The following is a 19,188-nucleotide window of genomic DNA, read 5'->3' as shown; positions in this document are numbered from 1 at the left end:
GGATCTAAGCACGTGGGTGATGCTGCGCATGAATTTGCTTGAGCCTTTCAGTCGCCACGTGAGTATAAATTTGGGTAGTCGATAAGTCACTATGCCCAAGTAACATCTGTACGACCCTGAGATCTGCGCCATAGTTCAGTAAATGCGTCGCAAAAGCGTGTCTCAATACGTGTGGTGACAACAATTCTGTGTCGATACCAGCGACGACCGAGTAGTGCTTAATACGATACCAGAACGTCTGACGGGTCATTTGCTTGGCGCGTTTACTCGGAAAAACCACATCAGAACTGTTTTCGCCAAGTAGATGTGGACGACCCTGTTCAATAAAAGTCTCTATCCAATCCACCGCATTTTCGCCCATTGGTACTAAGCGCTCTTTGCCACCCTTACCAATAACACGCACCACGCCCTGTCTTAGGCTGATGTTTTCCATCGTCAAGCTAACCAGTTCTGTCACACGCAAACCGGTTGCATAGAGTAACTCAAGCATCGCCTTATCGCGAAGCTCAATCGGATCGTTCGGATCTGGCGCATCGAGCAAAGCATCAACCTGTTCTTCGCTCAAATCTTTCGGCAAGCGTTGCGGCAGCTTCGGGCTGATCAACAAGGCACTTGGATCATCGCCTCTGATTTTCTCGCGGTGCAAATATTGGAACAAGCGACGAATCGCCGACAACATACGGGCACGAGAGGTCTGCTTAAAATCGGCGTCGGCTAACCAGCCTTGATAATCCTGTAAACCTGAAAGGCTAATGAAGTCGAGGCGGTAATTGTTCTTTTCCATCCACGCTAATAACTTGGACAAATCGGTACGGTACGAGACAAGCGTATTCTCCGATAATCCTCGCTCCATCCACATAGCATCTAAAAACTGCTCAACGAGACCGTGGTCTGCGCTCTGCCCTTGAGGCGACTGCATAGTGTTACTCACAATATTGGAAACTGTTTTGAGAGTATGCCAGAGCAAATATGAATGCCATAAAAATTACGACTTGAGCGGATAATCGCTGCAATCGAAGTCGATTTATGGTTAGAATTCGCCATCTGAAATTAAAATCGAACGTTTGCTATGAAAATTGGATTATTTTACGGCTCAACCACCTGCTACACAGAAATGGCAGCAGAGAAAATTCGCGGCATTATTGGTGAAGACCTAGTTGATATCCATAACGTGAAAGAAAGCCCTCTTTCATTGATGGCGGACTACGACCTTTTATTGCTGGGCATCTCGACTTGGGACTTCGGTGAAATCCAAGAAGATTGGAATGAACTGTGGGAAGACATCGCAACCACGCCTATGAAAGGCAAGGTTGTGGCTCTGTTTGGTTTGGGTGACCAAGAAGGCTACGGCGAATGGTTCCTAGATGCGATGGGTCTATTGCATGATGAACTGAAAACCGCGGGTGCAGAGTTTGTTGGCTTCTGGCCAAACGATGACAGCTACGAGTTCGAAGCGTCTAAAGCGTTAACCGAAGACAAATCTCAATTCGTTGGTTTGGCGCTTGATGAAGATTCACAATACGAGCTAAGCGACGACCGTATCGCAAGCTGGGTTGAGCAAGTACTGGTTGAGTACAGCGAAAAGCTATAACCAAACAGAAGTACTCCCGGCTAAGTAGCTAACCAAGTAACTAGCTGGATATAAAAAGACCACAGAATACAAAAAGGCCTCATTACTGCGAAGTAATGAGGCCTTTTCTATTTCATCTCGAAGGACAATCTAATCTCAACGGAAGATTAAACAGTCTCTTCAGCCATCTCTTGTTCTGTTGACTTGCCAACAAAGAACATACAGATGATTGCAGCCGTTGTTGGAAGCAACCAACCCATACCGATCTCAAACAGTGGCAGCATCTTAAGTGCAGACACGTCTACACCCGCTACTTTAGCGCCATCAATAAGAGCAAACAGCAGTGACACTAATACCACTACGCGGTAAGCCGCTTTTGGATTAGGGAAACGGCTACGTAAGAATGTCAGAGCAACCAACGCGATAGCGACTGGGTACAGTGCAAACAGTACTGGAACAGACAGAGAAATCAGTTGAGAAAGACCAACGTTCGCAACGGTTGCACAAGCTACACCATTGATGATTACCCAAGTCTTGTAAGACAGAGGCGTTAGCGAGCTGAAGTAATCAGAACATGCTGACACAAGGCCAATCGCCGTAGTTAGACATGCTAATAGTACGATCACAGAAAGCACTAGCTGACCAGAAGGACCAAACAACGATTGAACGTATAGGCTTAAAATAGCACCGCCATTGTCTGCACCAGCTGCGACTGTTGCACTTGTTGCACCTAGGAAAAATAGAGAGATGTAAACAAACGCCAGACCCGCTGCGGCAATACAACCCGCGCTAATTAGGTACTTAGTCGTCGCTGCACGGTCAGTAATGCCCTTGCTACGAATCGCATCAACAATCAGCATACCAAACATCAAAGAAGCAAAAGTATCCATGGTGTTGTAGCCTTCAAGGAAACCTTTGGTTAGTGGTTGAGTGATGTACTCACCGTGAGCCGCAAGAATATCGCCTTGAGGGTTAACGAATACAGCAATCGCCAGCACAACCAAACCAACGAACAGTGCAGGTGTTAGCACCTTACCAATGACGTCAATAAGCTTACCTTGCGACCATGAGAAGAACATCGCTACTGCAAAAAATGCAATCGAAAAGAGAGTTAGGTGAGCTTGAGAGGCATCGATGAAGAACGGTTTCACCGCCATCTCATAGGCAACAAGGCCAGTACGCGGTGCAGCAAATGCAGGACCGATAATGATAAAGATCAGTACAGCCATGATGGTTGCTGCTTTCTTAGGAAGATCTTTAGTTAAGTGACCCCAAGAGCCACCAGCCACTGCGACCGCGACGATAGTGATTAACGGCAGACCAACGGCAGTCAGCAGAAAACCAGACATCGCTGGAAGGAAGTGATCACCGGCTAATTGGCCAGCTAGAGGTGGGAAGATGATGTTACCCGCACCCAAGAAAAACGCAAAAAGCATAAAGCCCAATGCCATTATATCTGTTAGTTTTAGACTCTGTTTCACAGATAATCCTTAATTATATTTATGAATTTATGTTGTGCTTACATGAATGTTACAGCTCAAAGCTGCCAATCAATCTATAAAATAGTCGCGCATAATGACGAAACAACTGGCTAGCTGCAAGTCACCACACAAAAACACCATATAAATTTGCATATGAGAACAAAAAGCAGTGGATTCCACTAGCTATAGAAAAATAGCCACAATTATAAACTAACCATAATGCACAACAATATTTTTTCAAGCAGAACATTAACTCATACAAGCGGTTAACATTAGAGCTAATCACTTAAAATATCTCGATACTCAGAACATTAATGAAAGACAAAACAGTGCAAACTAAAAGCTTCAATTTTAAGCAATTCTCAATTTACGGCGGGAAAAGCGGTATGCCAGTCAGTACCGATGGCGTATTACTTGGCGCGTGGGTAAGCCTGCCACAAAGATCATGTGTACTCGATATTGGAACCGGGACAGGTCTGCTGGCTTTGATGGCTGCGCAGCGTTTTGAAGATGCTTCAATCTCTGCGATAGATATTGATCAACACGCTATTGATGCTGCCACTGTCAATATTGAACAGTCGCCTTGGCAAAATCGTATCTCCCTTGATCACGGCAGCGTGTTAACAGCCGACTTTCCACAAAGGTTTGATGCGATCATCTGTAACCCGCCCTACTTCAACTCTGGAGAACAGGCGCAGCAAAGCCAAAGAGCCACCGCCAGGCACACCGACAGCTTGGATCATTTAGCGCTTGCCCAGCGTTGTTTCGAGATAACAACCGACGCCGCGACTGCCAGTTTCATCCTACCGACGCCTGAGGGGGAAGGTTTTATCAAGCTTGCCGAGCAATGTGGTTGGTATCTAGCAAAACGCCTTGATGTAAAAACAACAGATAAAAAGCCAGCTAGCCGAATTTTATTCGAGTTATCTAAAGATCCTGCTTGCGAGCAAGATTTGCAGCGTGAATCGCTTACAATTCACCATCAAGGTGGTTATAGCGAAGCATTTATTGCGCTCACTAAAGATTTTTATCTCAAGATGTAGCAAATACCATGTGATCCTAATCACTAATGCTTCTATAATGTCCGACTACTCTTTTTTATCGTCTGCTTTTTGAGGCAGAAACATTTATTGCTTGTGGAGAAACAACAGTGATCAGAACCTTTGCAGAACTCGATCTAAACCAAGAGCTGCTTAAAGCAATTGACGAAATGGGCTACGAACGTCCAACACAGATACAAGCTGAAGCAATCCCACAAGCGTTAGATGGAAGAGACGTTTTGGCTTCTGCGCCAACAGGTACTGGTAAAACAGCATCATTTGTATTGCCAGCACTGCAATACCTACTGGATTTCCCACGTAAAAAATCTGGCCCTGCACGTATGCTTATCCTGACGCCAACGCGTGAGCTAGCAATGCAGATCACCGAACAAGCACGTGAGCTTGCTAAATACACCAGCCTAAATATCTTCACGATCACGGGCGGTGTTATGTACCAAGAGCACGCAGATATCTTAAGTACCACTCAAGATATCGTAGTAGCAACACCTGGCCGTTTGATGGAATACATTGAAGGCGAGCGTTTTGACTGTCGTGCGATTGAATGGCTGGTTCTAGATGAAGCCGACCGCATGCTAGACATGGGCTTTGGTCCTGTTGTTGACCGTCTGTCTGCAGAGTGTCGCTGGCGTAAACAAACTTTACTGTTCTCAGCAACGCTAGAAGGTAAAGGCATTGAAGGCTTCACTGAAGATCTACTGAAAAACCCAGCGGAGATCGATGCGAAATCATCACTTCGTGAGCGTAAGAAGATCACTCAGTGGTACCACCGTGCAGACACAGCAGAGCACAAGCTGAACATCCTAAAGCACGTCATCACAGAGCAAGCTGAGCGCAGCATCGTATTCTTGAAGACGCGTGATCGTCTAGGTGATCTACGAGCTCAACTTGAAAGCGCGCAAATCCCATGTGCGTGGATCCAAGGTGAAATGCCTCAAGATCGTCGTAACAACGCGATTGCTCGTTTCCGTGACGGCTCTGTAAACGTACTACTAGCGACTGACGTTGCTGCTCGTGGTATCGACCTTCCAGACGTAAGCCACGTAATCAACTACGACATGCCACGTACTGCTGACGTATACCTACACCGTATTGGCCGTACGGCTCGTGCTGGTAAAAAAGGTAACGCGGTTTCTATCATTGAAGCGCACGATCAACTAATGATTGAGCGTGTGGCTCGTTACACAGACGAACCAATCAAAGAACGCTTTATTGAAGGCATGCGCCCTACGCATAAGAAAGCGGCCGTGACTAAGAAGAAGAAGCCGAAGAAAGAAGATAAGAAAGCGGTAGAGAAACAAAAAATCGCGAAGAAGAAAAAAATCGCGAAGAAAAAGAAAGCAGCAAAGAAGAAGTAATCTACCAGCTTCAACGATTCAATAAAAAAGCCCCATGCAGTTCGCTGCATGGGGCTTTTCTCTATCTGGCCTGTCTCGGTCTCTAATATTAACTACAGGCTAAAACCGAGAGCTACTCGTTAGCCAAGGACTACTAGTTTTGCTCTTCGCGCTTAAAGACAAGCTCTTTCGCGTTCGACTCTTCTTCAACGAAGTAGTAGCCCGCCGTATCAAACTGGGTCAGCGCCTCAACCGAGTCGATCTTGTTCTCGATGATGTAGCGAGCCATCATGCCACGCGCTTTCTTCGCGTAGAAACTGATCACCTTGTACTGACCGTTCTTGCAGTCTTTGAATACAGGGGTAATCACTTGGCCATCCAAGTTCTTCGGCTTCACGGCTTTAAAGTATTCGTTAGACGCCAAGTTGATCAACACATTGTCGCCTTGAGCATTCAACGCTTCATTGAGCTTGTCTGTGATGATGTTGCCCCAGAACTGGTACAAGTTAGTACCACGAGCATTGGCTAAGCGTGTACCCATCTCTAGGCGGTATGGCTGCATCAAATCTAATGGCTTAAGCAAGCCATATAACCCAGAAAGCATGCGCAGGTGGTCTTGTGCGTAGTCAAAATCTTCATCCGATAGCGTTTCAGCGTCTAGGCCAGTGTATACATCGCCTTTAAAGGCTAGGATTGCTTGGCGTGCGTTGTCTTGGGTAAAGGTCTCGCTCCACTGCTCAAAGCGCGCTACGTTCAACCCTGCGATTTTATCGCTGACTTTCATCAGTGCAGAAATATCGACTGGCGTCAGTTTGCGGCACTCTTCAATCAGCTCAGCAGAGTGTTCAACAAACTCAGGCTGACTAAAGCGTTCCGTCGCTAATGGTGATTCGTAATCAAGTGTTTTGGCTGGAGAAACGACAACTAACATAACTTTACCCTAATCGGTTATCTAACTGGATGCTGCTAGAGTATAGAAAAAACATCAACTTGTCTTTATGGCTGTTCCTATTACTTCGATAGGGAGAATGAGCTTCGATAGACAGAATGAGACAAATGACAGGCAAACAAAAAGGCTAAGGTCGAAACCTTAGCCTTTCTAATCACTTTAGGATGAGCCGTTTATCGCTCCAACAAGATTACTTCTTGTTGTTGTCCCAAATACCGTCTTCCAGCTGAGACTTAAGCTCTGGGAAGTCATTCGAATCGAATGTTGGTACTTTACCCGCGTCTAGTTGGCGGTTGTAGTCTTTCGCTAGCTTAATCACGATACCTGATAGCAGGATAATCGCCACCAAGTTAACAATCGCCATTAGGCCCATCGATACGTCAGCCAGTGCCCATACCGTTGGTAACGTCGCTAGAGAACCGAACATAACCATACCCAGAACAACGATACGGAACAGCACTAGGCCCTTCTTGTTGTTGTGCTCAAGGAAGATAAGGTTCGTTTCAGCGTACGAGTAGTTTGCAATGATTGAAGTGAAAGCGAAGAAGAAAATCGCTACCGCTACAAAAATGCCGCCCCATTCGCCCACTTGTGCTGTTAGTGCACGTTGCGTTAGTTCGATACCCGTTACTTCACCGTGTGGTACATACTCACCAGACATCAGGATGATTGCGACTGTTGCTGAACAGATAACAATGGTATCCATGAACACGCCTAGCATTTGCACGTAACCTTGTGATGCTGGGTGCGGTGGGTAAGGCGTAGCAGAAGCTGCTGCGTTTGGCGCAGAACCCATACCCGCTTCGTTCGAGAACAAACCACGTTTGATGCCGTTAATCATCGCTTGTGCGATTGCGTAACCTAGGCCACCCGCTGCTGCTTCTTGCAGACCGAATGCACTCTTGAAGATAAGAGCCAGTACTTCAGGCACTTTCTCGATGTTCGCGAACATCACGTACATAGCGATCGCTAGGTAAGCCAATGCCATGATTGGAACGATGATTTCTGCTGTGCGTGCAATCTTACGGATACCACCGAAGATAACGAACGCAGAGATGATTACGATACCAACACCAACGTAGCTACGCTCAAGGTCGAATGCCGTGTTCATTGCGCTTGCAATAGCGTTCGCTTGAACCGCGTTGAATACAAGACCAAATGCAATGATGAGGAAGATAGAGAATAGAACCCCCATCCAACGCATGCCTAGGCCTTTCTCCATGTAGTATGCAGGGCCGCCGCGGTAGTTACCGTCGTTATCACGCGTTTTGTATAGCTGTGCCAGTGTGCTTTCTGCAAACGATGTTGCCATACCTAGCATTGCGATTAGCCACATCCAGAAGATAGCACCAGGGCCACCAGCGGTTAGTGCTACAGCAACACCTGCCATGTTACCCGTACCTACACGAGCAGCGAGACTAGTACAAAGAGCTTGGAAAGAAGAGATACCAGCACTGTCTGCTTTACGGCTGTTTCTAAGAACAGAGAACATGTGGCCGAAATGGCGGAATTGAATGAAGCCTAGTCGTACAGTGAAGTAGATACCCACACCAACCAGTAAGTAAACTAAGATAGATCCCCAAAGGAGATCGTTCATCAAATTGATTAAGTCTGTCACGTGAACCTCGTAATTGAGTTTAAGCACCGATCATGCTTCCTAGCCTTCCTCTTAATCGCCTATGCCTCTGTCAATGTTGTGTCGGCACTCTTGTTATATTCTTGCGGCGATTGAGACTGTAAATGTCGCTTCATGCATCCATTTTACGTATCAGTGTATTTTTTGACGGGCGGATAATGCAGCGAGACGGCCTAAAAATCAATATGCAAATGCACTTATATTAAAATGACATTTCACTAATAACACACCTTTTGTTAACACAACTTTCAACAATGCAGCCCAATAAAAGTCACATTATCGGGACATAATATCAACAACAGCCACGGCACTACCCCAACAAGAACACCATCCTATAAAAATGACGTCAGCCTAGGTTTTACAAGGTATAGTGAAGATCTTCGTTTTTTTCTAGGCCAATGAGATCCCTATACCGCACGGTACCATGTGCACTTCAATGCATTGTAGTCAAAACGCTATTCCATTCGCACAATGAATTAACATTCAATAACCCCCAATTTAATCGTTTACTTAGGTTTGTTTGCCTGTTTTTTATACATAATAATTCTCACAATGTGTGAGCATGCATAAGAAAATAGAACAAAATCTTCATGGATTTGAAACAAATGAGAAACAAATCAAAGTTATTGTGAACCTAAATATGATATTTATTGGTTCGTAAGAACTAGTCCCACGGAAGGAGATATGGCTTATGGATAGCTTTCAATTCGATGAAGTATCAGAACTAGAAATGCCTCGTGTAACTCAAAAATCACGCTCGAAACCACTCAAGCGTAAGTGGCGTGAAATCGAAGCCATCAACGATCGTAGGCAGCTTGAGAAAGAGCTGAGAGAGATGAACCTAGGTCTTGATTTTAGCCTTGACGATATAAAACTTTAATCAGCACGATAAGAAATCAGATAGCAAAAGGCACCTATATAGGTGCCTTTTTTATTTTTTGAGGTAGTTAATCCGCTCAAAGCGCCATTTGGAAACCAACCCTCTAATATAGAGGACACCTAAAATAGGTGCACCTCAACATTACAACGGGCTAAACACACTCTTGTTCATTTTGTCGAACCCGAGCCGCGAGTTGGCGATATTGATCGGCGATGGTCTCTCCAAAAACAGGGTCATCTTCCGGTTGAAGCCATTGAGACTCCACTTCTTGCCAATCTTTCACCGTGAACGCCTCAACAATCATGGGTAGCACATGCTTCTCTTCATATTCCATGTGCTTTCGCTGAGCCTTAACAAACGCTTCAAGCTGCTCAATAAAGACTTGCTGAGGAACCACCGCATCTTGAAGGATCATATCGACCAAACCTAAAAAGTCCGCCGTTTTCTCAGAAAGCAATTGATGCTCTAACTCCAAGTCTTCAATCGCTTGCTCGCTGCCATATTGCTTAAGATAGTAGCGATAAATGACGTCTTCTTTAGGGTGATGCACTTTGTCTGAATGGTTCATAAGGTAATGAACCACCTCTGCGATCAGGCTATAGTTTATTTCTCGCTCCTGTTTCAGAAACTCTAACTTACTGTTGAGTATCGCGAGTAAACGAGCCATATAGCCATGCTCTCGTCTTATCCTTTCAATCATCATAGTATTGCACTCCATTACACCTACTATTTATAAGTGTATACGAATATGCTGATTTATGATTTGACCCTGCTCAGAAAACCACCAACCTACACTTCTGTTGGTAAACGCCAGTCAATAGGTTGTTGATCCATAGAAGAAAGCAGCTTGTTGGTTGTAGAGAAATGCTGACAACCGAAGAATCCACGGCGTGCCGATAATGGCGATGGGTGAGGTGCAACCAACACATGATGCTTGTCGTCATCAATCGCTTGACCTTTCTTCTGGGCGTGTGCGCCCCACAACAAAAAGATGATCGGTTCAGAGCGCTGATTGAGCTCAGCAATAATGGCATCGGTAAAGGTTTCCCAGCCACACTTAGCATGTGAGTGTGCTTTTGCCTCTTCGACTGTAAGGACTGTGTTCAACATCAACACCCCTTGCGATGCCCAAGAATCGAGATAACCATGACTAGGAATCTCAAAGCCCTCTATATCTTGTGCAAGCTCTTTGTACATATTGCGTAGAGAAGGTGGGATTTTCACACCAGGAAGCACTGAGAATGCTAAGCCGTGAGCTTGGTTAGCACCGTGATAAGGATCTTGCCCTAAGATAACCACTCGCACGGATTCGAAAGGCGTCATATCAAAGGCACTGAACACCTGTTCTTGTGGCGGGTAGACGGTTTTACCACTATTACGTTGCTGTTCAACAAACGCGAGGACACTTTGAAAGTACTCTTTATCACGTTCATCATTAATAATGGATTCCCAAGTCTTTGGTGCGCTCATCGTTTTACTTCCCAATCATCAAGGTTTCTAGCGGCTTTCGCCAGACAAAAAAATAGCTGTATCGGCTAACTGTCCTAAATAAGGCTCTAGTTATACCTCATACAACTATCAATAAACATGATGTGTAGGGTTCACTTGTTGATGAATCATAATAATCAGTTCAAGTTGTGCTTATCTCGATTAACCACTTTTCTGCTGTGTACGATGGTGGCCGTGGTTATGCACGTGACGGTTTGGTGTAGGTAAACGGCGTGCGACAGCAATAGTTGAAGTTTGGGTGATTGAATACATAAAGGCACCTCCTCTAAGACATCGTGAACTACATATTCACTTTAATACTATGAAAGAAAGGTGCCAATTTTTAGAAATAGACGGAAATAAATTTCCCCCTCTATTATTACGCTTGTTCGCTCGCTAGCGTTGCTGAGCGATGAAACATTCTAAGTTGTTGAATTTCCTCTTTCCAGATCGTCGAATCAATGGTTTCCAAGATAAGAGGGATACCATTAAAGCGAGAATCAGAGGCAATATACTCAAAACAATCCCAGCCAATTTCGCCTTTTCCTAAAGAATGGTGTCGATCGACTCGGCTCGCGAACTCAGCTTTTGAATCATTGATGTGCATTGCTCTTAGATAGTGCATACCCACGATGCGGTCGAACTCAGCAAAAGTATGCTCACACGCCTCTTTTGTACGTAAGTCATAGCCAGCAGTAAACGTATGGCAGGTGTCTAAGCACACACCCACACGTGACTTATCTTCTACCTGCTCGATAATCTCGGCTAGATGTTCAAACTTCCAACCCAGATTAGTGCCCTGCCCAGACGTATTCTCGATCACTGCGATTACGTCAGGTACCGCTTGATGAGCTAGGTTGATCGATTCAGCGATCTTCGCCAAACATTCGCTTTCTGAGATTTTCTTTAAATGACTCCCAGGATGAAAATTCAAAAGCGTTAGTCCAAGTTGATTACAACGCTCCATTTCATCAATAAAAGCCGCGCGTGATTTCTCTAGCTTCTCTTCTTCTGGCGCTCCTAGGTTAATCAGGTAGGAGTCATGAGGAAGAATGTGCTCAGCACCGTAGCCCAACATTTTGCAATTGGCTTTAAAGGCACTAATGGTTTTCGCTTCTAGTGGTTTTGCCGCCCACTGTCTCTGGTTCTTGGTAAACAGTGCAAACGCATTGGCACCTATTTCACGTGCACGCATAGGCGCCTGATCAACACCACCAGCAGCCGACACATGAGCGCCAATAAACTTAATATTTGTTTCCGGTTTTGAGGATGAATTATTGTTTGTCATTAAATCACTTTACACTTTCAGAATGCTTAATAAATAAAGGGTCGTATCGGTTGTAGTTCAATAAAAACACAACAAATGTAGTAAACTTACAACAGATATGGCTGTTAAATATTTTTTATACTTTAAAATATTTTGTAATTACTTTGTTTTCAAAGGTTTTATTGATTTACCTCAATATAATCACCTTTGTAAAAATATGGTTTTTGGTTGTTTTTTGACTTAAATCAATGTTAACCTTACTAATATTAGGTATACATTACCCAGCTCAATAAAAATCGAAAGTTAACACCATAATCAAACCACATTCAGTGGACTAGGAGATAGTTATGATCCAAGGTATTCAAATTACTAAAGCAGCAAACGATGACCTACTAAACTCAATCTGGCTACTAGATAGCGAGAAGAATGAAGCTCGTTGTGTTGTTGCTACTGCAGGTTTCGAAGCTGACCAAGTTATCTCAGCTGCAGACCTAGGCGAGTACGAAAGCCGTGAAGTTGCAATCGAAGCAGCACCACGCATCGAAGGTGGTCAACACCTAAACGTTAACGTTCTTAAGCGTGAAACGCTAGAAGACGCAGTTGCTCACCCAGAGAACTACCCACAGCTAACTATCCGTGTATCGGGTTACGCTGTACGTTTCAACTCTCTAACAACTGAACAGCAACGTGACGTTATCGCACGTACGTTCACTGAGTCTCTATAATTTTTAGAGCTTAAATTAGAATACAAAAACGGCGCTCATTGAGCGCCGTTTTTATTTGTTCGAAAAACAAATGGACGTTACGGTTGAACTCGACGAAGCACAGCTTTTAGCGCTTCAAAATCGTTATCAAGATCTTCAGACAACAATTCCATCGCCGCGTGTTTTGCTAGCGGGCCAGGCAGTTCGATATCAGAACCTAGGATGTCATCAACCACTTCTTTGAATTTCGCTGGGTGTGCTGTACACAGGAACAAGCCAGTTTCGTTCTCTTGCAGTTGCTCTTCCAGTAGACGGTAAGCAATCGCACCATGTGGTTCACATAGGTAACCTTGTGCTTTTAGGTCGCGAACTGACTCAGCGCTCTGCTCGTCAGATACTTTACCTTTGCCTAGTGTATCTAAGCCCCAACCTTTCAGTTGGCAAAGCTCTTCGATACGAGGCCAGTTGTTTGGTTGGCTTACGTCCATCGCGTTCGATGTTGTCGCAACAGTCGGTTTTGGATCCCATTGACCTGTTTCTAGGTAACGAGGAACAGTGTCATTTTCGTTAGTTGCTGCGATAAAACGCTTAACAGGTAGACCTAGCGCTTTAGCCAATAGACCAGCCGTTAGGTTACCAAAGTTACCACTTGGTACAGAGATAACGAGGTTTTCACGTTGCTCTTTAGTCAGCTGAGAAGCCGCCTCAAAGTAGTAACAGATCTGAGCCATTAAACGGCTGATGTTGATCGAGTTTGCCGAATTAAGACCGATCTCTTTACGCAGTTCAGCGTCATCAAATGAGTCTTTAACTAGAGCCTGACACGCATCAAAGTCACCATCAATCGCCACAGTGTGGATGTTCTTGCCAAGCGTACAGAACAGCTTCTCTTGCAGTGGGCTGATCTTGCCTTTCGGGTAAAGAATCACAACATTGATGTCTTCCATGCCGTAGAAAGCATGCGCAACCGCCGCACCAGTATCACCTGATGTTGCCGTTAAGATAGTGATTTGACCACCATCAGAAACAGCTGCTAAAGATTGAGCCATAAAGCGGCCACCGAAATCTTTAAACGCCAGTGTTGGACCGTGGAAAAGCTCAAGCGCGTAAACGCCGTCTTTTACTTGGTTGATTGGTGCAGGGAATTGGAACGCTGCATCCACCATTTGGTCGATCTGTTCTTTTGGTAATTCATCACCAATCAATGCTGACAGAATCTTTGAGCTACGAGGGACAAAGTCCTCTGCTAGCAGCGCATCGATATCATCAAACTTTGGCAGTTCAGATGGGAAAAATAGACCTTGATTACGGCCTAAGCCTTGACGAACGGCTTGGCCAAAAGAGACTTGTTCATCATTTTCTTTGATGTTGTACAGTTTCATAACTCACTTCCTGTAACGATCGAACCCTGCTTATCTAGGCGACAAACGTGAACGAATCCTTCTTCATTTTGTACGTAATTTTGTTCTAACCAGCGTGCAACACGCTCGGCGACATCTTGTTCTTTGCAAATGCTAAATAGAGTTGGACCACTACCAGAAATACCAGTAGCCAGTGCCCCAGCTGACAGCGCGTATTTACGAGCATCAGCAAACCCTGGAAGCAGTTTCTCACGATATGGTTCAGCGATCACGTCTTTGATCATCTTCGCCGCCAGTTCAGGTTGACCTGAATGACACGCGTGGATAAAGCCCGCTAAGTGACGACCATGAGCAATAATATCCTGACGACGATATTGAGATGGTAGGATCTCTCTCGCTTCAGCCGTTGAAACCTTAATACCCGGATAAGCCATTACCCAGTACCAGTCGTCAAAACACGGTACTTCTTGGCTGATGATGCCTAGCTCTTCAAGCATGAGCTGCACACCACCAAGGTAACATGGCGCAACGTTATCGTAGTGGATACCACCTGAAATCTTGCCTTCCATTTCACCCATCAGAGCAAGCAGTTCAGTTTCATTCAGGGGCTGACCGTGAAAACGGTTTAGCGCATCCAGTGCCGCGACGATTGAACATGCACTAGAACCCAAACCTGAACCGATAGGCATGTTCTTTTCTAGTGTCATTTCTAAAGGCTTTAGCGTAACGCCTTTTTTATCAAGCTCTCTCGAGAACACAACCCAGCAGTCGTAGACAATGTTTTCTTTGGTTTCAGTTGGCAGCTTAGAAACAAAACTGCCTGCTGTTTTTAGTGAGAATGATTCATCACCTGCTTTAACCATAACTCGGTCACCGAGCAGCGTGCCATCCACTGGAGACACAGCGGCCCCCAGCACATCAAACCCTACACTGACATTGCCGATTGATGCAGGTGCATAAACAACAACATCCATATCACTTGAACTCATTCCTAAACTCCTAATTTCCAACCAAGAGTACGCATCACATCAGAGAATACGCCTGCTGCTGTAACTTCAGTACCCGCACCGTAACCACGCAATACTAGAGGGATCGGTTGGTAGTAACGGCTGTAGAATGCTAATGCGTTCTCGCCATCTTTAATCTTGAACATTGGGTCGTCGCCATCAACAGCTGCGATACGAACTTTACACTTACCATCGGCGATTTCACCAACATAACGAAGTACTTTGCCTTCTTCTGCTGCGATCGCTGACTGCTCTTGGAAGTAAGCATCCGCTTCTGGCAAGCGAGCCATAAACTCTTCAACCGTGCCTGAATCATCAAAACCCGGTGGCAATGCTTGGTCAACCTCAACATCTTCAAGCTCAAGTGCCATGCCCGCTTCACGAGCAAGAATAAGCAGCTTACGCGCAACGTCCATACCAGACAGATCATCACGAGGATCCGGCTCAGTGAAGCCGTTATCTTTAGCAATGTTGGTTGCTTGGCTGAGTGTCATACCCTCATCAAGCTTACCGAAAATGTAAGACAGTGAACCAGAAAGAATGCCGTTGAACTTCTCAAGCTCATCACCTGCAGAGATTAGGTTCTGTAAGTTTTCGATTACGGGTAGACCTGCGCCTACTGTTGTCTCGTACATCAACTTACGACGAGAGTTACGTGCCACTTCACGAAGCTGATGGTAGTAAGCCATGCTTGCCGTGTTGGCTTTTTTGTTTGGTGTTACCACATGGAAACCAGCCGCTAGGAAATCAGCGTATTGCGCCGCAATGCCTTCGCTAGACGTACAGTCAACCAAGACTGGATTGATAATGTGGTTACGTTGAACAAGTGCATTTAAGCGCGCTAAGCTAAACTCTTCTGTCGCGCTCGACATGCGATCACGCCACTGCTCTAGCGGTAGACCATCGCTATCTAGCAACAAGCCTTTGCTGTTTGCTAAACCACATACGCGAATCACGATGCCTTTTTCTGCCAGTTTGCCTTGTTGACGTTGGATCTGGTCAACAAGCTCCCCACCAACACCACCAACACCAACAACGAATACGTCAAGGAAGTGCTTAGAGTTAAATAGGTTCTCGTGACACGCCTTGATCGCTTCAGAGATTTTGTCTTCAGGGATAACCGCAGAGATAGCACGTTCAGAAGAACCTTGCGCGATAGCAACGATGTTGACGTTCACTTCCGCTAAAGAAGAGAAGAATTGAGACGCCACGCCACGTGAAGTGCGCATACCGTCACCCACTAGCGTAACAATCGCGACATCGTCCATGAACTCAACAGGCTCTAATAGGCCATCTTTCAGCTCAAGTTCAAACGCATCTGATAGCACTTGCTTCGCTTTCACTTTATCAGCAGATTCAATACAGAAGCTGATGCTGTACTCTGAAGAAGATTGAGTAATAAGGACGATAGAAACGCCGGCAGAAGACATCGCGCCGAATACACGACTCGCCATACCAACCATGCCCTTCATACCTGGGCCTGATACGTTAACCATCGTTAGGTCACTTAGCGTAGTGATGCCTTTGATTGCTAGGTTATCTTCGCCAGTGTCTTGGCCGATCAAAGTACCTGCACCCTGTGGGTTGAAGCTGTTTTTGATTAGGCAAGGAATATGGAATTGCGCGATAGGAGCGATAGTCTTCGGATGTAGAACCGAAGCGCCGAAGTAAGAAAGCTCCATCGCTTCTTGATAGCTTAGCGATTTAAGAAGACGAGCATCATCCACTAAACGCGGGTCACAGTTGTAAACACCATCGACATCTGTCCAGATCTCACAACAATCAGCGCGTAGACACGCCGCTAACACAGCCGCTGAGTAGTCAGAACCATTACGACCTAGTGTGACTAGCTCACCTTTTTCATTACCCGCAGTAAAGCCAGGCATGATGTTAACGTGACCTTTAGGAAGTGGAGATTGTTGGAAGTTCTGAGTAGAGACATCCACATCGACCATAGCTTCAAGGTGATCGCCTTTAGCGTATAGGTATTGGACAGGGTCAATCAGGCTTGCTGGTTGGCCTTTCGCTTCCAGTACCGCTTTCATTAACTGGATAGAGATTCGCTCACCTTTACTGATGATGCGAGCATTAACGTGGTTCGGGCACATACCAAGTAGGTTGATGCCATTCACGAACTGCTTTAGCTGAGCAAGAGAGGTATCCACCTGCTCTTGAAACGCGGCACCATCGATAGAAGGCACGACCGCTTTGATCTCTGCAAACAGTGTGTTAAATGAAGATTCGATCTCTGTAATCTGTGCGTCAGCTTCACCATTTTTCAGTGCAGCTTCAATAACAGCGACCAACTTATTGGTTGTTTTTCCTGGAGCCGATAGTACAACGGCTAGCTCTTCTTGCTGGGCATTATTAGCGATGATATCAGCCGCTCGTAAAAAACGATCTGCATCAGCTAATGATGAACCTCCAAACTTTAAAACGCGCATCCCTTTCTCCATAAGTCATAAAAATGGTACAAAAAAAGGCCTGTATCTTGTTGGATACAGGCCTTTTTTTTAAAATCCGTTACTTAGCAGCCTGCCCCAACAATGTTAATGTCGGTAATAATAATGGTTGTGGTCATTACTAGGTGGCTTACGTGCTGCATATCAAATTCTCTGCTTGTGCTTTACTCTACGTGTATCAATTTTTACCACTGGACGTCAATGAAAAGTTGCGTTTTTTTTACATTCGCACCGTTTTTCAGAGCAAACCGTCATTTAAGGGATAAAACACCCTGTATAAACCTTCACTTAAGATACTGGATTTACTCATTGAACAGGAAATAGTGATCAATTGCATATATAGTCATAACAAAATGCCATATCGATTGTGCAGCGAACGTACAAGTTCTGTGCTTTAATTGAACGATAACGTTCGAAGAACAATAATAATGACATCAGGAGTGGGAAATGAAGAGATTACTTATTCTTTTGGCTTTTGCTATGCCTGTTGTTTGTTCAGCGAATAGCTTGCCTCTACTACCCAGCCAGATCGATAGTTCTTCTCATAAATTCTTTATCTCCACACAAAACGCGTCGAGTGAAAGCTTCGATACTTGGAAGATAGACAGTGGCTACTCTTATAGCTTGTTTTCAGATGTGGATCTTTACGTCGGTACACGTATCCATAGTGCGGCACTGAAACAGGAAAGTGGATTCTTGAGTGGTGTCAGTTATCAGTTCTCAGAAAGAGTCTCTTTTAACAGTTCTCTACACACCTATAAAGACGAGACCGAAGACAATGAGAAATCGGTAGCCGCAGAGGTTTCCAGCCGAGTGCAACTAACAGATAACCTAGATTTGCATGCCACCCTTGATTATGAAGAGTGGCAGCAAGGTGTTGAAGTGGGACTAGGGTTTCGCTTTTAGTCTCTTTAGCTTGTTCTTTATTAACAGATTAGTGCGGATTGAGATCCAAACTTTTAGTACATCACAAACCATTCCCCGTTTAGTACATCACAAACCATTCCCCGTTCTAATCTATCAACGGCATTCAATTTGAGTCAGTTTCGATTCAATTAACAGCTCAGATGAAATTAACACGCCATTCCAATCGGCATAAATATAGTCACCAGGCTGAATCAGTTGATTATGTATAGAGAGTGTCACATTCACTTGGCCGACACCGCGTTTCTCTGTTTTGAATGGCGATGCACCTAACGCCTGAACGCCAAGGTCCATTTGCGACATCATGCCTACATCACGCACCGCACCGTTTACAATCACGCCTTCCCAACCGTTTTCTATCGCGAGAATAGCGAGTTGATCGCCAAGCAGCGCCTTCTGGCATGAGCCATTTCCGTCAACGACAAGCACTTTGCCACAGCCGTCGGTCTCTAAAACCTCGCGAACCTTGGAATTATCGTGATAACAACGAACTGTTACAATTTTTCCAAAGAACGCACCACGTTGGCCGAAGTTCTGCAATGGCATGTTCAGTAGAGTGACTTCGCTTTCAAACTCATCACACAAGTCGGGTGTTATATCGTGCATATATCCTCCGTGAGTAAGGCGTTACCGGTTATGTCAGGCTAGCCTCTATGCTTTTATATGTTATTAAAATTAATCCTTTGTTTTCATTGTTCTATGCTCAATTTATTACTCAATAAAAGTTGATTGAGCATATTTATCTACTAGACTCTTAAGACAGCTTTCAGCTTCCTTGGTTCATAATCCGGTCTTTAGCAGGCAAGATGTGCGAAGCATCTCGAATAATCATTCTTGTTTTGGTGCTAAATAGTCACCATAACATTGGTTAAGTTGTAGCCATACTATTAAAGTTTGTTGCGATACGGCAATTGATGTAAATCAACAAAGTGAATGGAATTAACATTCTCGCGTTGTTAGCATGCTGTTAACATTATAGAATCCATTCCAATCACTAAAAGAATGATTGAAAGGCGTACTGGATCTACGTTATTGGGCAATACTTCAAGGAAGGCAGATAGCTG

The 19,188-nt window shown here is 44.9% G+C and carries 17 protein-coding genes, 1 pseudogene and 1 other annotated feature; of the genes and pseudogenes, 7 read left to right on the top strand and 11 right to left on the bottom strand.

The features are described from left to right. Nucleotides 1-4: 4 nt before the first annotated feature. On the bottom strand, nucleotides 5-919 hold the full coding sequence (gene xerD / locus AB6D58_RS16865; protein WP_017059327.1) for a site-specific tyrosine recombinase XerD: 915 nt from the start codon (nucleotides 917-919) through the stop codon (nucleotides 5-7). Between the two features lie 150 nt (nucleotides 920-1,069). On the opposite strand from xerD, the gene fldB reads away from it, so the two are divergent. Further along, nucleotides 1,070-1,591, top strand: a complete 522-nt coding sequence (gene fldB / locus AB6D58_RS16860; RefSeq protein ID WP_017062875.1) for a flavodoxin FldB — start codon at nucleotides 1,070-1,072, stop codon at nucleotides 1,589-1,591. Nucleotides 1,592-1,737: 146 nt separating this feature from the next. On the opposite strand, the gene brnQ is transcribed toward fldB, so the two are convergent. After that, a complete protein-coding gene (brnQ, locus tag AB6D58_RS16855) occupies nucleotides 1,738-3,051 on the bottom strand; it encodes a branched-chain amino acid transport system II carrier protein (RefSeq protein ID WP_017059325.1) in 1,314 nt (437 codons plus the stop codon). Nucleotides 3,052-3,365: 314 nt separating this feature from the next. On the opposite strand from brnQ, the gene AB6D58_RS16850 reads away from it, so the two are divergent. Further along, complete coding sequence (locus AB6D58_RS16850; RefSeq protein ID WP_017059324.1) at nucleotides 3,366-4,094, top strand: tRNA1(Val) (adenine(37)-N6)-methyltransferase; 729 nt, start codon at nucleotides 3,366-3,368, stop codon at nucleotides 4,092-4,094. Between the two features lie 107 nt (nucleotides 4,095-4,201). Beyond that, nucleotides 4,202-5,467 (top strand): ATP-dependent RNA helicase SrmB, encoded by a 1,266-nt coding sequence (gene srmB, locus AB6D58_RS16845; protein WP_017059323.1) that lies wholly within the window; start codon nucleotides 4,202-4,204, stop codon nucleotides 5,465-5,467. A gap of 133 nt (nucleotides 5,468-5,600) precedes the next feature. On the opposite strand, the gene yaaA is transcribed toward srmB, so the two are convergent. Continuing rightward, complete coding sequence (yaaA, locus tag AB6D58_RS16840; RefSeq protein WP_017059322.1) at nucleotides 5,601-6,377, bottom strand: peroxide stress protein YaaA; 777 nt, start codon at nucleotides 6,375-6,377, stop codon at nucleotides 5,601-5,603. Between the two features lie 208 nt (nucleotides 6,378-6,585). Further along, nucleotides 6,586-8,013 (bottom strand): sodium:alanine symporter family protein, encoded by a 1,428-nt coding sequence (locus AB6D58_RS16835; RefSeq protein WP_032545312.1) that lies wholly within the window; start codon nucleotides 8,011-8,013, stop codon nucleotides 6,586-6,588. Nucleotides 8,014-8,722: 709 nt separating this feature from the next. Here AB6D58_RS16835 and AB6D58_RS16830 point away from each other — a divergent pair. Then, complete coding sequence (locus AB6D58_RS16830; RefSeq protein WP_017059319.1) at nucleotides 8,723-8,911, top strand: DUF3545 family protein; 189 nt, start codon at nucleotides 8,723-8,725, stop codon at nucleotides 8,909-8,911. 151 nt (nucleotides 8,912-9,062) lie between these two features. Here AB6D58_RS16830 and AB6D58_RS16825 read toward each other — a convergent pair whose 3' ends face one another. From AB6D58_RS16825 to nfo, 3 genes are all read right to left on the bottom strand, one after another. Then, nucleotides 9,063-9,614 (bottom strand): hemerythrin domain-containing protein, encoded by a 552-nt coding sequence (locus AB6D58_RS16825; RefSeq protein WP_017070073.1) that lies wholly within the window; start codon nucleotides 9,612-9,614, stop codon nucleotides 9,063-9,065. A gap of 86 nt (nucleotides 9,615-9,700) precedes the next feature. Further along, nucleotides 9,701-10,381: a uracil-DNA glycosylase gene (gene ung, locus AB6D58_RS16820; protein WP_102428207.1), complete on the bottom strand. Its 681-nt coding sequence runs from the start codon at nucleotides 10,379-10,381 to the stop codon at nucleotides 9,701-9,703. A 397-nt stretch (nucleotides 10,382-10,778) separates the two neighbouring features. Next, the gene (nfo, locus tag AB6D58_RS16815) at nucleotides 10,779-11,687 is read right to left on the bottom strand and encodes a deoxyribonuclease IV (protein WP_102319761.1); all 909 of its coding nucleotides are present in this window, start codon (nucleotides 11,685-11,687) and stop codon (nucleotides 10,779-10,781) included. Nucleotides 11,688-12,013: 326 nt separating this feature from the next. Between nfo and grcA the strand changes: the two genes are divergently transcribed. After that, nucleotides 12,014-12,391 carry an autonomous glycyl radical cofactor GrcA gene (gene grcA, locus AB6D58_RS16810; RefSeq protein ID WP_017059315.1) on the top strand — a complete coding sequence of 126 codons (378 nt, stop codon included), beginning with the start codon at nucleotides 12,014-12,016 and terminating at the stop codon, nucleotides 12,389-12,391. 77 nt (nucleotides 12,392-12,468) lie between these two features. Here grcA and thrC read toward each other — a convergent pair whose 3' ends face one another. From thrC to thrA, 3 genes are read right to left on the bottom strand one after another with little or no spacing between them, the layout of a single operon-like run. Next, the gene (gene thrC, locus AB6D58_RS16805; protein ID WP_017059314.1) at nucleotides 12,469-13,752 is read right to left on the bottom strand and encodes a threonine synthase; all 1,284 of its coding nucleotides are present in this window, start codon (nucleotides 13,750-13,752) and stop codon (nucleotides 12,469-12,471) included. Beyond that, nucleotides 13,749-14,705: a homoserine kinase gene (thrB, locus tag AB6D58_RS16800; RefSeq protein ID WP_372072706.1), complete on the bottom strand. Its 957-nt coding sequence runs from the start codon at nucleotides 14,703-14,705 to the stop codon at nucleotides 13,749-13,751. The genes thrC and thrB overlap by 4 nt, the downstream gene beginning before the upstream one ends. A 17-nt stretch (nucleotides 14,706-14,722) precedes the next feature. Further along, the gene (thrA, locus tag AB6D58_RS16795; protein WP_372138485.1) at nucleotides 14,723-17,182 is read right to left on the bottom strand and encodes a bifunctional aspartate kinase/homoserine dehydrogenase I; all 2,460 of its coding nucleotides are present in this window, start codon (nucleotides 17,180-17,182) and stop codon (nucleotides 14,723-14,725) included. Nucleotides 17,183-17,211: 29 nt separating this feature from the next. Further along, nucleotides 17,212-17,330, bottom strand: a sequence feature (Thr leader region). Nucleotides 17,331-17,647: 317 nt separating this feature from the next. On the opposite strand from thrA, the gene AB6D58_RS16790 reads away from it, so the two are divergent. After that, on the top strand, nucleotides 17,648-18,106 hold the full coding sequence (locus tag AB6D58_RS16790; protein WP_372102412.1) for a ribonuclease regulator: 459 nt from the start codon (nucleotides 17,648-17,650) through the stop codon (nucleotides 18,104-18,106). Between the two features lie 114 nt (nucleotides 18,107-18,220). Here AB6D58_RS16790 and AB6D58_RS16785 read toward each other — a convergent pair whose 3' ends face one another. Then, complete coding sequence (locus AB6D58_RS16785; RefSeq protein ID WP_372157839.1) at nucleotides 18,221-18,730, bottom strand: putative 4-hydroxy-4-methyl-2-oxoglutarate aldolase; 510 nt, start codon at nucleotides 18,728-18,730, stop codon at nucleotides 18,221-18,223. Between the two features lie 47 nt (nucleotides 18,731-18,777). Between AB6D58_RS16785 and AB6D58_RS16780 the strand changes: the two are divergent. Further along, a pseudogene (locus tag AB6D58_RS16780) lies at nucleotides 18,778-18,879 on the top strand (ribonuclease activity regulator protein RraA); the annotation flags it as partial. Nucleotides 18,880-19,188: the final 309 nt, after the last annotated feature.

The organism is Vibrio sp. 10N.239.312.D08, from assembly GCF_041466145.1.
GTDB lineage: Bacteria > Pseudomonadota > Gammaproteobacteria > Enterobacterales > Vibrionaceae > Vibrio > Vibrio crassostreae_C.
This window is presented reverse-complemented; position numbering and strand designations above follow the sequence as displayed.